The 15,326-nt window shown below is 40.3% G+C and carries 5 protein-coding genes; all 5 read left to right on the top strand.

What is annotated here, in order from left to right; translation table 11 throughout:
- Positions 1-117: 117 nt before the first annotated feature.
- The 5 genes from SK642_RS07630 (at position 118) to SK642_RS07610 (ending at position 15,326) form a co-directional block, all read left to right on the top strand.
- Positions 118-9,951, top strand: coding sequence for an accessory Sec-dependent serine-rich glycoprotein adhesin (locus tag SK642_RS07630; protein ID WP_033684194.1), 9,834 nt, complete (start codon positions 118-120; stop codon positions 9,949-9,951).
- A gap of 482 nt (positions 9,952-10,433) precedes the next feature.
- Entirely contained in the window at positions 10,434-11,669 is a 1,236-nt protein-coding gene (locus SK642_RS07625) for a glycosyltransferase family 8 protein (protein WP_033684193.1), read from the top strand.
- The gene (locus SK642_RS07620; RefSeq protein ID WP_033684192.1) at positions 11,651-12,547 is read left to right on the top strand and encodes a glycosyltransferase family 2 protein; all 897 of its coding nucleotides are present in this window, start codon (positions 11,651-11,653) and stop codon (positions 12,545-12,547) included. Before SK642_RS07625 ends, SK642_RS07620 begins: the two co-directional genes overlap by 19 nt.
- A 3-nt stretch (positions 12,548-12,550) precedes the next feature.
- Complete coding sequence (locus tag SK642_RS07615) at positions 12,551-13,828, top strand: hypothetical protein (RefSeq protein WP_033684191.1); 1,278 nt, start codon at positions 12,551-12,553, stop codon at positions 13,826-13,828.
- Between the two features lie 64 nt (positions 13,829-13,892).
- Entirely contained in the window at positions 13,893-15,326 is a 1,434-nt protein-coding gene (locus SK642_RS07610) for a glycosyltransferase (protein WP_235230866.1), read from the top strand.

Raw genomic sequence — 15,326 nt, 5'->3', positions numbered from 1 at the left:
TATCGATTGGTGGTTGATGTATATATCATATTGACCTTTGTTTACATTTGAAGTATACTAAAGAGTATGATTAAATTTGATGAGAATTTGCGTTTTTGTTTGAAAAAGGAGTAGAAAATGTTTTTTAGACGTCAGAATGGTCGTTATAGAGAGACGGACCGTGTGACACGTTATAAGTTAATTAAATCAGGTAAACATTGGTTGCGAGCTTCAACCTCTCTTTTTGGTTTGTTCAAAGTTATGCGGGGTGGTGTTGATACGACTCAAGTCATGACTGAAGTAGTAGAAGATAAAGATAACCATTCGATTACAGGATTAGATATTATAAAGGGTCTAGCTGCTACAGGAGCTGTCTTGGGTGGGGCTGTTGCGACTGAAACTAAAGTTTTTGCAAATGAAGCAGTAGCTTTAGAAAAAACATTAGAAAATCCAGATTTATTGGTTACAAATGATACAGTAGTTTTAGGGACCACTTCAAAAGTAGATACAAGTAAGGTTGCGAGTGAGAGTTTATCGATTTCCCAATCTTTATTTACTAGTGTCTCAGAAAGTATGAATTCTGTTTCTAGCATTTCAGAGAGTATTTCGATTTCTAGTGCTTCAGAGAGTGCTTCAGCAAGTGCAAGTATGATGGATTCGATGACATTGTTAGGTTCTTCCTCTGTAAATACTAGCCAAACAACGGTACCTATAGGCAATTCAGTTTCAACTACTATGTCTGAAACAGTTAGTGGATTGGAAGTTCAATCTGAAGCGAACTTGGGCAAAAAAGAATTATCTAGCTTATCTCCTATATCTGAATTGAGGCTTACTAAATTGGATAGAGATTCACTTGGGGAGAATGGAGATATCACTAGCCTTGTTGGAGCTACAGCTGCTACATTATTATCTTCAGAGATTTCTACTAAACAACAGGATGAAAATCGTAAGAAGCTCGCAAAACTCTCAACTGAAATGGGTGAGTATCTAGCAAAAGCTGTAGGATTGCCGCATGCGGACTCTGCTATTAGCAAAGTGAATGCTGCTGTGACTGCTATCGAGACAGCCCTTACTAATCCTAAAGCAGATTTGACAGAAACTGTAAAACTAGCGATGTCTGCTCGTAATTCGATTGTTAATGCTGTTCTAGGTGCACATTCAGGTCAACGTGATAGTCGTAACGGACAAGCGATAGAGAGAGGAACGTCTCCTAGGACATCAAATCGTGCAGCAGGTCAGAGCCGTGCAGCCTCTAATCCGCCTACGATTACGATGCCATCTGATGTCACTTTTTATAATGATGATGCCGTCACTAATTTTCAGATACAATTACGTGATGATAGAGGGATGGATAGAATCAGTGCTTCTGCATCCAATGCTATTATTACAGGTATAACTTCCCCAAATTATCCTGCTACTAGTAGAAGAGGGCCAGGGGATTTGTGGACTTATGACTACAGAGGAAATCGAACAGGATTCCAAAAATCATATAACATTGATATAACAGGAACGCTTGGTCGTAATGGCACTGCTTGGGAACCGTATAGACCAGGTACTTATCCTCTTGAATATACCGTTAGAGATATTGATGGTCAGACTGCTAGAGCTGTTACCAATTTCCATATCAAAGGATTCAATGAGCGACAAAATCCTGTGAGTGGCGCGACTGTCGCAGTAAATGATAAAACAAATTTAAGTCCAACAGAAAGAAATCAAGTTTTGGATAATTTTAAAACAGCCAATGCGAGCATTCTTTCAAGTACAGACTACAAAAAAGGAACTGAAGAAGGTTCAATCAGTGTAGCTGATAATGGAGATGTCACTATTACTTATCGTGATAGAACATCGGATACAGTTAGAGATAATGTTAAGTATGGTGTGGAGAAAGCGACTGACACATTCTATGCAGTAAGTGATGAGTCGCTGTCTAATATAAATCTAAGAAGTCTTGTGCGTCCAGTTGGCGGAGCTTCTGACTTCCCTAGTGGAACAAGATTTGCATGGAAACAAGGGCAAGCTCCTACAATGACAGCGATGAGGGACCCAGAGAACCCTAGAACTGCAACCTTAACAGTAACCCACCCAGATAATACTACTACGGATTTAACATACAATTATAGAGTTTATCAAAAGATAGAGACTAAAACCAATAATGGCGTAACTGGTCAATTTTATGCCTTTAAAGCAGTTTCAGGTGGTGCAGCAGTTGGAGGCGGCTATGCCAATAATATAGGTGGATTTTCAAATCTCTATATTAACAACGACTCCCTTCCTTCGGGGACAACATTTGCTTATGAGTATCGTCTGAACAACAATGCAAGTGCACCACTAAGTAGTCGAACTGGGTCACCTAAATTTAGTGATGTCTGGCATACAACTGATTCTGCAGCTACGACACACCGTACAACCTATACTGCAAAAGCAACTTATCCAACAGGACGCTTTGGAACTCCGTCTGCACAAGATCCTGCTTTGACAAGTGAGACAAGCTTTACTTATACAGTAGTGGATCCAGTGGCTAAACAAGAGTATGTTACAACAGTTGGGAACGCAACTCCACTAAATGACATTATTTCAAATCCTAGCAATGCACTAAAAAATTCTAATTCTAGTGTAGTGATTCCGAATGGGACAACTTATGAATGGGTATCCAGACCAGATGCTTCAGCTCCAGGTATCTATAAGAAAGAAGCTAAAGTTACTTTACCACAAGGTTCAACAACTCAATCAAGAAATGCTACAAATGTTCCTGTGACTATCAAAGTTAGACCAAACCCACCACAAATCTCAGCAGATCAGATAACGAATACAGGTGGTCTTCCAAATAAAGGAATCACCGTTACGGATGTTGTTCCAGGTGCGACAGTAACTTTGACAATCGGTGGTAAGACAGTTACTAAGACAGCGGGTGCTAGTGCAACAAGCTTGACTTTCACTCCAGCAGAAGTCGCAGACAGTAACGGCCTCCTTCCAACGAGTTCACTGCAACGGACAGTGCCAGTGACTGTTAAACAAAGTAAGGCGTTTACTAATCCTGTGACGAATTCAAATGAAACTTTGGAATCAGATGCAAGAAGTGTTGAAATCAGCAAGGAAACTGAAAAACCACAAGCTACTGATGCAGTAGTCAAAGTAAAAAATGCAGATAATACGTGGTCGGAAGCTCCTAAAACGATGGTCGATGGCATTCCAGTATATACTTTCTATTCTGGAGATTCATTAGAATTTACAGCTAAGTTCAAAGATAATAGTGGAGTCATCCAAAACACAGAAGTTCGTAATGGAGGGTCTGGTAAACCTGCGGTTAGTCTTCTATATGATAATACATGGGGAAAAGAAACTGTTAATAAGGTAACATCTAAGACTATAGCTACTGATAATCAGCTAGCTACGACAACTGCCACAGCAGAGATTAATACCGACTTGAGCTATGCCCCTGGCAATAAAGTTACACGCTCTATTAATGCAGAGGATTTTTCAGGTAATCGTTCAGACGGAACTATCTTTGGTTTGAAACAGGGCGAGTTGAAGGATAGATTAGGAGAAGAAACAGTTCCTCCGATAACAGTTCGAGATATTGCTAATTTAACCGAGAATGATAGAAATTCTATTAGGGCAGCTGTTGAAAAGGCTTATCCACAGAATAAACATCGTATCAGAACCTATACTCAACAGAGCAATGGAAATGTGCTGATTACCTATAAAGATGGAACGACAAGAACAGTTACTCCAACATTAGAACAAAATTATCAAACAAAATCAGAACGCTTTTACGCGGTTGCTGGAGAAAATGCGAATAGCTTGACAGCTCGTAATTTTATCAAATCTGCTGATGGTACAGAATTACCTGCAAATACAAGAGTAGTTTGGAAAAATGGAGCTCCAGATTTATCTACACCAGGTGATAAAACAGCGACCTTGACGGTTACTGACTTTAAAGGTGTAAGTAAAGATATTACCTATAAGTACACAGTTTATCAAAAGATAGAAACTAATACTAAAGATGGTGTTACTGGTCAATTTTATGGCTTCAAAGGTGGAACTAATGGTCGAACTGCTAGTGGTAGCTGGTCCAACAATATAGGTGGCTATACTAACTTATATACCAACGTTAGAGAGCTCCCTGCAAATACAACTTGGTCCTATGAGTACAAATTAAATAGTACCTTAAATGGTCCAGGTGCACTACAGAAAACACCAGCTGGTGAGAAACCAGAGTTTAGTAGAGTTTGGAATAATACCCAAGCGCATCAAACAGAGTACCGTGTAGTAGCGACTTATCCAACAGGACGCTTTGGAACTCCGTCTACACAGGATCCTGCTTTGAAAAGTGAGACAAGCTTTACATACACAGTAGTGGATCCAGTTGCTAGACAAACTTATGAAACAACAGCAGGCGATATGTCTCCGTTGTCCACTATTAGCACGACTCCAGGTGGAGCCATTACAAACACTGCTAATACCCCAGCAATACCAAGTGGTACAAGCTATGAATGGGAAACCCCAATAAATGAAGCAGCTGTTTCTACTCCAGGTTATATTACTAGAAAAGTTAAAGTAACATTACCACAAGGTTCTACTGATACAGCCCGTAACAGTACACTAGTTCCTGTAACGATTAAGATTAACCTGAAGACCCCACAAATTGCAGATGATCAAGTTAAACAACAAGGTGGTCTTCCAGAACGTAGTATTACAGTCAAAAATGTAAGTCCTGGTGCAACAGTTACCTTGAGACTCAATAATCAGACTTTCGAAAAGGTAGCTACAGGAGATACAGTAACCTTTGAGAAAGAGAAGCTAGCAGCTGCTAATACTCCTCAAGGCCTTCTTCCTGTTGGTACTGTTACTGTAGAACAGACGCTGAACGTTAGAAAACCAGATAATACCATGGAAACATTGCGTTCATCTGGTTCAAACACTATTACAAGGGAAGAAGTGGCTCCTAATGTTACGGTTAAGGTAGAAGTTTATGACACCGTAAACAAAATTTGGGTAGAAGCTGAGAAGGATACTACGACAGGTAAGAGTAAAATCTTTGCTGGGGATACCTTCCGTGTCATGGTTGAAACGACTGATAATAGTGGTAAGGTTACCAACATTGAGGCATGGAATGATAATAGTTCAGGTATCGGAAATCCAACGGGTACTTCCCTTTTAGGTTCGGATGTTCATACTAATGGTGCTGCTGTAGAAGGTGGTACTGGTGGTGATTTCACTGCAAGTGCTGAAAATCCTCAACGTCGCCAAGTAATTACAGATGCTACTTATAAACTAGATAAACAATACAGACCAGATGGGGATGGCAGTCAAGCAAGTGGTAATACTTGGACCCGTTATATTCGTGTGAAAGATTTCTCTGGAAATGAAACACGAGTTTCCTATGGCATTCAGCAAGCACCATTGAGTGAAAAGTATACTCCAGATCAACCTGACACGATTCAGGTAACAAATAAAACGAATCCTTCTCCAAAAGATAGAGAAAAGATTAGTGAAGCAGTAAGAACGAAGAATGCAGGTCTTCCAATTAGTAGAGTTGATGTTGCAGCGGATGGTTCAGTGACGGTTGTGTATACGGATGGTACGAAAGAGCCTCTAAAAGTTGAGTTGTCAAATGAGAAGTATAGTACCTCTCTATCAACAAGTGTTGTATCATCAACATCAGTTTCAACGAGTGTAATTACATCTAGATCGACATCAGAGAGTGTGATCACCTCACGCTCAACTTCTGAGAGTGTTGTAACATCTAGATCAACTTCTGAAAGTATAGTATCTTCACGTTCTACCTCTGCTTCTACATCGACATCAGCAAGTACGTTGACGTCAAGAAGCGTTAGCCAAAGTGCATCGACAAGCGCGTCTAATTCAGTCTCAATGAGTGCAAGTCAAAGTGCATCGACAAGCGTGTCTAAGTCAGTCTCAATGAGTGCAAGTCAATCGGCAAGCACAAGTGCGAGCCAGTCAGCCTCAACAAGTGCAAGTCAGTCAGCCTCTGAGTCAGCCTCAACAAGCGCTTCAACAAGTGCAAGTCAGTCAGCTTCAACAAGTGCGAGTCAATCAGCTTCTGAGTCAGCATCAACCAGCGCATCAACCAGCGCAAGTCAGTCAGCCTCAGAATCTGCTTCAACAAGTGCTTCAACAAGTGCAAGTCAATCAGCTTCAGAATCTGCCTCAACAAGTGCTTCAACCAGCGCAAGTCAATCAGCTTCAGAGTCTGCATCAACAAGTGCATCAACGAGCGCATCAACCAGCGCAAGTCAATCGGCATCTGAGTCAGCATCGACAAGTGCCTCAACAAGTGCTTCAACGAGCGCAAGTCAATCAGCTTCTGAATCTGCATCAACAAGCGCCTCAACAAGCGCAAGTCAATCAGCTTCTGAGTCAGCTTCAACAAGTGCTTCAACGAGCGCAAGTCAATCAGCATCTGAGTCAGCATCAACAAGTGCCTCAACGAGCGCAAGTCAATCAGCATCTGAGTCAGCATCAACAAGCGCTTCAACAAGCGCAAGTCAATCAGCATCTGAGTCAGCATCGACAAGTGCCTCAACAAGTGCAAGTCAATCAGCTTCAGAGTCAGCTTCAACAAGTGCAAGTCAATCAGCATCAGAATCTGCATCAACAAGCGCATCAACAAGTGCGAGTCAATCAGCGTCTGAATCCGCATCGACAAGTGCATCAACCAGCGCAAGTCAATCAGCGTCTGAGTCAGCATCGACAAGTGCCTCAACAAGTGCAAGTCAATCAGCGTCAGAATCAGCATCGACAAGTGCTTCAACAAGCGCAAGTCAATCAGCTTCAGAGTCAGCATCAACAAGTGCTTCAACGAGCGCAAGTCAATCAGCTTCTGAATCTGCCTCAACAAGTGCAAGTCAATCGGCGTCTGAGTCGGCTTCAACAAGTGCGAGTCAATCAGCCTCAGAATCCGCATCGACAAGCGCATCAACGAGCGCAAGTCAATCAACGTCTGAATCTGCCTCAACAAGCGCTTCAACAAGCGCAAGTCAATCAGCATCTGAGTCAGCATCGACAAGTGCCTCAACGAGCGCAAGTCAATCAGCGTCTGAGTCAGCCTCAACAAGCGCTTCAACAAGCGCAAGTCAATCAGCATCTGAGTCAGCCTCAACAAGTGCCTCAACGAGCGCAAGTCAATCAGCATCTGAATCCGCATCGACAAGTGCCTCAACAAGCGCAAGTCAGTCAGCTTCTGAATCTGCCTCAACCAGCGCTTCAACAAGTGCAAGTCAATCAGCATCTGAGTCAGCATCGACAAGTGCTTCAACCAGCGCAAGTCAATCAGCGTCTGAATCAGCATCGACAAGTGCCTCAACGAGCGCAAGTCAGTCAGCATCAGAATCTGCTTCAACAAGTGCGAGTCAATCAGCTTCTGAGTCTGCATCAACAAGTGCTTCAATCAGCGCAAGTCAATCAGTTTCTGAATCAGCATCGACAAGTGCATCAACAAGCGCAAGTCAATCAGCTTCAGAGTCAGCATCAGAATCTGCTTCAACAAGTGCAAGTCAATCAGCTTCTGAATCTGCCTCAACAAGTGCATCAACAAGCGCAAGTCAATCAGCTTCTGAATCAGCATCGACAAGTGCAAGTCAATCAGCTTCAGAGTCAGCATCGACAAGTGCTTCAACGAGCGCAAGTCAGTCAGCTTCTGAATCCGCATCGACAAGTGCATCAACGAGCGCAAGTCAGTCAGCCTCTGAGTCAGCCTCAACAAGTGCATCAATGAGCGCAAGTCAATCAGCTTCTGAATCTGCTTCAACAAGTGCTTCAACAAGTGCAAGTCAATCAGCGTCTGAATCCGCATCGACAAGTGCCTCAACGAGCGCAAGTCAGTCAGCTTCTGAATCTGCCTCAACCAGCGCTTCAACAAGTGCAAGTCAATCAGCTTCTGAATCAGCATCGACAAGTGCTTCAACGAGCGCAAGTCAATCAGCTTCTGAATCCGCATCGACAAGTGCTTCAACGAGCGCAAGCCAGTCAGCTTCAGAGTCCGCATCGACAAGTGCCTCAACAAGTGCGAGTCAATCGGCTTCAGAGTCAGCGTCGACAAGTGCTTCAACGAGCGCAAGTCAATCAGCGTCTGAATCTGCATCAACAAGCGCAAGTCAATCAGCCTCTGAGTCAGCATCAACAAGTGCCTCAACAAGTGCTTCAACAAGCGCAAGTCAATCAGCATCTGAGTCTGCTTCAACAAGCGCAAGTCAGTCAACTTCAGAGTCAGCTTCAACAAGTGCAAGTCAATCAGCATCAGAATCTGCATCAACAAGCGCATCAACAAGTGCGAGTCAATCAGCGTCAGAGTCAGCATCAACAAGTGCTTCAACAAGCGCAAGTCAATCAGCTTCTGAATCCGCATCGACAAGTGCTTCAACAAGTGCAAGTCAATCAGCATCTGAGTCTGCCTCAACAAGTGCCTCAACGAGCGCAAGTCAATCAGCGTCTGAGTCAGCCTCAACAAGTGCCTCAACGAGCGCAAGTCAATCAGCATCTGAGTCAGCATCAACAAGTGCTTCAACAAGCGCAAGTCAATCAGCTTCAGAGTCAGCCTCAACAAGTGCTTCAACGAGCGCAAGTCAATCAGCTTCAGAGTCAGCATCAACAAGTGCCTCAACGAGCGCAAGTCAATCAGCTTCTGAGTCAGCCTCAACAAGTGCTTCAACAAGCGCAAGTCAGTCAGCGTCAGAGTCAGCATCGACAAGTGCCTCAACAAGTGCGAGTCAATCGGCATCTGAGTCAGCTTCAACAAGTGCATCAACGAGCGCAAGTCAATCGGCATCTGAGTCTGCGTCAACAAGTGCGAGTCAATCAGCCTCTGAGTCAGCATCGACAAGTGCTTCAACAAGCGCAAGTCAGTCAGCATCTGAGTCTGCATCAACAAGCGCAAGTCAATCAGCATCTGAGTCAGCCTCAACAAGCGCAAGTCAATCAGCGTCTGAGTCTGCCTCAACGAGCGCAAGTCAATCAGCATCAGAATCTGCATCAACAAGTGCAAGTCAATCAGCATCAGAATCTGCTTCAACAAGCGCAAGTCAATCAGCGTCTGAGTCTGCTTCAACAAGCGCAAGTCAATCAGCATCAGAATCTGCCTCAACGAGCGCAAGTCAATCAGCATCTGAGTCAGCCTCAACAAGTGCATCAACAAGCGCAAGTCAATCAGCATCTGAGTCAGCCTCAACAAGTGCGAGTCAGTCAGCTTCAGAATCTGCCTCAACAAGTGCTTCAACGAGCGCAAGTCAATCAGCATCTGAGTCTGCATCAACAAGCGCAAGTCAATCAGCATCTGAGTCAGCCTCAACAAGCGCAAGTCAATCAGCGTCTGAGTCTGCCTCAACGAGCGCAAGTCAATCAGCATCAGAATCTGCGTCGACAAGTGCTTCAACGAGCGCAAGTCAATCAGCTTCTGAATCCGCATCGACAAGTGCCTCAACAAGTGCAAGTCAATCAGCCTCTGAGTCTGCTTCAACAAGTGCAAGTCAATCAGCCTCTGAGTCTGCTTCAACGAGCGCAAGTCAATCAGCTTCTGAGTCAGCATCAACAAGCACTTCTGTCTCAGTAAGTATCTCAATGTCAGTATCTGAATCAACAAGTATGGGTGACCCAGAAAGTAATTACAGACCAGATGTGAGCTTGAGTGAAAGCATATCAGAGTCACAAAGTGTTAATGTTTCCTTATCTGAATCTATCTCAGCATCAGTTGTAACGTCTACTTCAGTAAGTCAATCAACTTCTATGAGTACAAATGTTACAAATTCAGAAAATGTATCAACACCAACAAGTACGACAAGTCAAGAACAATCAACAGCTCAGCCTGTTTCACAAAACACAGTTGCTAGCTCGAAACAGCTATTACCAAATACTGGTACAGAAGCATCTAAATCATCTGCACTTTTAGGAGCTTTGGCTGCTGTAACTGGTCTAGGTTTGTTTGCGAAACGTCGTAAACGTGATGATGAAGAATAATTGAGTTAAAAATACATAGAGAGTATTTTTACCCCGATTTATAAAACTCCCTTAGATGATCTTTCATCCAAGGGAGTTTTTTCATTATGTGACTATTGCTTCGTTCCATATTGTTGAATCTAGAACAGGACAGCACAATGCAACTTCTATAGTAGGTTGAAGCTAGGATAGTACGAAACGATTCCTAAAACACTTCTAGAAATTAATCTGATTTTCTCAATCGATTTATTTTCATCTTAATTCAAGCTACTATACACCAAAAAACTTCAAACGCCATACAATAAAGGTATTGAAGTCGATTGTAAAGTGGAAGGAGAAAATAGGACACAAAGGCTTATAGTCTATTGCATGGAGATTTCACCAAGGTTTTTAAATGCTTTTAGAAGGAATCTATATTGCAAAATAGTGCTATTTTTGGTATGATTATGTATTAGATAATAGAATGTTTTTATTAAATTTAATAGTATGAAATGGTAGGTATTATGAGTAAGAAAGTAATTGTTCTTGCAGCAAATCAAGCGTATGTGAGCTATTTAGAAACAACAATTAAATCGATATGTAGCCATATGAAGCAGATTAAGTTTTATATCCTAAATGAAGATATTCCAACTGATTGGTTCCAGTTAGTAGAGAATCATCTTGAAAAAATAGATTCAGAGATTGTAAATGTTAGATGTTCTTCAGCTATGTTTCAGGATTATAAACTTCCAACAGCGCATTTAAACTATGCTACTTATTTTCGTTATTTAATTCCGAATCATGTCGTAGAAGATAGAGCCTTGTACTTGGATAGTGATATGATTGTGACACAGGATTTATCAGATCTATTTGAACTGGATATGCAAGGTTATCCTGTTGCTGCAGTTGAGGACTTACCGACAACTTCGGATAAGTTTAATACGGGTTTATTATTGATAGATAACAAAAAATGGAGAGAGGAAGATGTTGTGAAACAGTTATTTGATTTGACTGCTCAACATCATCATGAGGTCTATGGGGATCAAGGAATCTTGAATCTCGCTTTTCAGGATAATTGGTATCGTCTTCCTCTGACCTACAATCTTCAAGTGGGGTCAGATAGTCAGCAATTTACACTAGGGGATATGGCTTGGTATGATCTTTTTAAAGGAAAACCAGCAGTTATTCACTATACTACAGGCTTGAAGCCATGGCATCAACATCATTTTAATCGATTCAGAGAAGAATGGTGGTTTTATTATGGATTGTCATGGGAGGATATTCTTCTTAGAAAATATCCTGCAAAAGAAGGATGGAGCGCTCTTGTTTCAAAACCACCTTATCAAACAGCTATTTACACGAATACCGTAAATTTGCATGAAGCAGAGAATCTGATTAAAGCTCTTCCACAAGTGAATTTTAATATTTTGGCCCACTGCTATTTTGCACCAGAAATTTTAATGTTGGAAAAGTATAAAAATGTAACCCTTTTTCCATGCTTTGATCCTTTGACGCATGAAAAAGTCTTCAATCAGTTAGATTTTTATCTAGATATTAACTATGAGGGCGAAATTTATAACATTATCCAAAAAGTAGTAGATAAGGGAATTCCTTTCTATTCTTTCCAAGCAACAAATCATGCACAAGAAATCTCTCACTATGTTTTTGAAAATCAGGATGTTCAAGGGATGATTCAGCATATCAAAAACTATTTGGATACCCTAGACAATAAGGAGAAGGAATGCAAACAGAGCCATTAATCAGTGTTATCGTACCAGTCTATAATGTAGCACCTTATCTAGAACTAGCCTTGGATAGTATAAGATACCAATCTTATCAAAATTTAGAAATTATTTTAATTAATGATGGTTCAACGGATGATTCAGAAAGTATCTGTAAAGATATTGCATCTCAAGATGAAAGATTTAGATACATTTATCAAGAGAATGCGGGAGCATCAGTTGCACGTAATAGGGGACTTGATCTAGCAAGTGGAGAATATATTATCTTTGTAGATTCAGACGATTGGTTAGAAAGAAATGCTATCGAGTTTCTTTATCAGAATCTTATAAAGTATGATACAGACATAGCATCGGGAAACTATAATATGTATCATGATGTAAATCAACAATTTCATATTAAGGTTTTTGATGGCGATTATAGAGAAACGCTCTATGATAACAGAGAAGATATTGTTAAACAGATAGCTGAACAAGAAATGAGAGATATGGCTTGGTCAGGCCCTGTTATGAAACTTTTTAAAAGAGAGTTATTTGATGGACTACGTTTTCCTGTTGGAAAAAGTGTTGAGGATACTTTTATTATGTATAAGGTCTTTATCAAGGCTAAAAGAGTTATACATATAGAAAAGGCAATCTACTGGTATCGTATTGGTCAGGAAAGTAGTTTAAATAGTCTTTGGAGTGAAAAAAGAGTTATCGACGAAATGATGGCCTGGGATGAAAGGCTAGCTCTTATAGGTATGTTAGGATATGATATATCAGGTCATAGTTTTTTGTATCATTGTAGAGCGACTCGTGCGCTTGAAAAATTAGAAGAAGCAGGTTTACAGAAGAGTGAAACCTATCGAAGAGTAAAAGAGAAACTCTACATCCTTTCAAGAGAATGGGAAAAGTAAAAAATGTTTGTAATTGCAAAGAAAACAGATGAAAAAGTACCGAAAATTAAGGAAATTTTTCAAAAATTAGAGAAGCCGTTAACCGTATTCTATGTTGATTGTTTTGATAATCTAGATCGTCTTGAACAAGGGGAGTTAACCGCGCTAACATACTTTCTAATGAAAGAAGAGGGGCAACCTCTCTTTTTTAACAATTTACCTCTGCCCCCTTACTGGGAGATAACGACAGATGGTTTAGAAGGATATGTATATGATCAAGGTAAAAAGAAAGCGGGAATCCAGTTTCGTCAACCACAATCAGAACGTACTGTTGCGAGAGTCTACTGGTATGATGAAGAAGAAAAATGTATCTGGATAGACTATTACAGCGCTTATGGTTGGAAAGTTTGTCGTGAGCTTTTAGATGAAGAAGAAAAGAGTGTACTGAGAACTATTTACAACTCAGAAGGGAGAGAACTTCTGGTAGAATGGTTACAACAAGATAAAATAGCTTACTTTGATTCGCAGAAGAATCCAACTATCTATCCGAATCGTCATTCTTTTCTCCTTAAAGTATTAGAAGAGATAGTAGAGAGAGAAGATACCTTAATTTTGGGAGAAGAGATTCTCTCGCTTCTTCCATCAAGCAAGAAAGACAATTACTATTATTTGGCAGATGATATAACAGAGGCTGATAAGATTGCAGACCGAGTGAATCAGGTTCTGGTAATGTCTCCTAGAGTTTCGGATGTTTCTCCTTACACTCATTTATATGGTTTTGCCCTAGATAAACCAGTTCCAGTTAGACCACAAGCTATAATTGTTACGAATTCTGAATGGATAGAAGGTTTAGAACAACTATTGATTCAGTTCCCAGAGATTGATTTCCATGTGGGAGCAGTTACTGAGATGGGGAGTCGTATTACTAATTTATCTATTTACCCTAATATCCATATCTATCCTGGGATGACTTATCAACTTTTTCAAGAATTACTTGATAGAAGCAGTTTTTACTTCGATATTCAGTATGATATTGAAATTTTTGCCTCTTCTTTACGTGCAGTAGAAAAAGGTGTATTACTTTATACATTGAATCATCTAACTCATCACGAAGAATATAAACAATTAGAAACTTGCTACGATACAATAGAGTCTCTCATTCAAAATGTACGCCAAGTTTTAGAAAATTCTGATAAGTATCATCAACTAGCTAGAAATCAAGCTCAAATATTAGGAGTAGCTAGTATAGAAGATTATCGTAGTTTATTTGACAGATGGGAGAGAAAAAATGACGGTTTATAATTTTAATCTACTCTTAGGCTTTGAAGCAAATGGTGTAGATGTTGCCCAAGCCCATCGTTTGCAATTGTTTCGTAGTTTAGATTTAGATACTCGTTTTGTTTTTACTCGGTGGCCTAATTCTGATCAGTTAGATTATTTTTTATCAAAGGGCTATGATTATGAAGAACTGTTATTTGCCCAACTGCTTTTTACGGATCAACAAAGTGCAGCACCAACTCTTTCTCCACATGAACTAGAAGAGCAGCTAGGTTTAAAAACTTCGCAAATTATTCATGAAACACCTTCAGGAAGAACTTATCAGTTGAACGAAGGAGAGCTACTTGTTTTCGTATATGACAAGAAAGACTTCTCTAAAGTGCAGTTTATTGAATATTTTTCAGGGGGATATTTACTCAAAAGAGAAACCTATGCCGCAACAAAATTAGTAACAGATTATTTCATTTTAAATTATCAAAATGGTCACGTTTTAGCTGAGTTAGGAAGACGAGTCTATCACAATTTAGATGGAAGTGTCGGACTAGAAGAAATTTTAGTCAATGGGAAACAGCGTTATTTGCTTCATAATGAAAAATTAATAACACATGCAGAATTGATGGAAATCTTTGTTAAAAAACTTCAATTGAAGGCAAATGATATTGTGATTATGGATAGAGCTTCAAATATGGATTTTGCGCGTCCTTTATTGGAGCAAGAGTCAGGAGCTCGGTTGGGATTGGTATTCCATTCGGAACATACTTTTGGAAATCAACCTTTTAGCTATGAATATTATTACCCTGTAAAATATGCTCATCGTTTTGATTTTATGATTGTTTCGACTGACCTACAGGCGAAAGTTTTGAAAGAATCTTTTGAGAAAGAGGGTAAGGAAGCTCCTAGGATTTATGTGATTCCTGTAGGGAGCCTGAAACAGTTACACTATTCTGAGCAAGATAGAAAAACTACCAAAGTGATGACGGCGTCTCGATTGATCTATTCTAAGCGCGTGGATTTAGCCATTCGGGCAGTCGCATTGGCTCATGAAAAAGGTGGAGATATTGAGTTTTCTATTTTTGGACGTGGCATAGAGTATGACAGCTTGGAAAATCTTATCCAAGAATTAGGGGCACAGGAGTATGTTCATTTAATGGGCTATGCAGATTTGACAGCTCAATATTTGAATCATAGCATTTATCTGACAACTTCTTTATCTGAGACATTTGGTTTAACCTTGATGGAAGCGACTGGAGCAGGATTAGCTATGGTTGGTTTTGACTTGAGATATGGAAATCCATCCTTTATAAAAGATGGTTTTAATGGTTATCTAGTTTCTTTTGAGGATAAAAGTGATCAAGAAAGAGTAGAGGAAATTGCTCATATTCTCTTGAAAATGACTTCGCAAGACTTATCTAGCTATCAAGAAGCTTCCTATCATCTAGCAAGCTCATATTTAGAAGAAAATATTCTAGATTTGTGGAGAGAATTTTTTAGCAATGAGTCATCAATTTCTTTTCAAGAATAA

The sequence above is a fragment of the Streptococcus mitis genome, assembly GCF_000722705.1.
Lineage (GTDB): Bacteria > Bacillota > Bacilli > Lactobacillales > Streptococcaceae > Streptococcus > Streptococcus mitis_P.
Note: the sequence above shows the minus strand (reverse complement) of the source record. Positions and strands in the feature narration are given on the sequence as shown.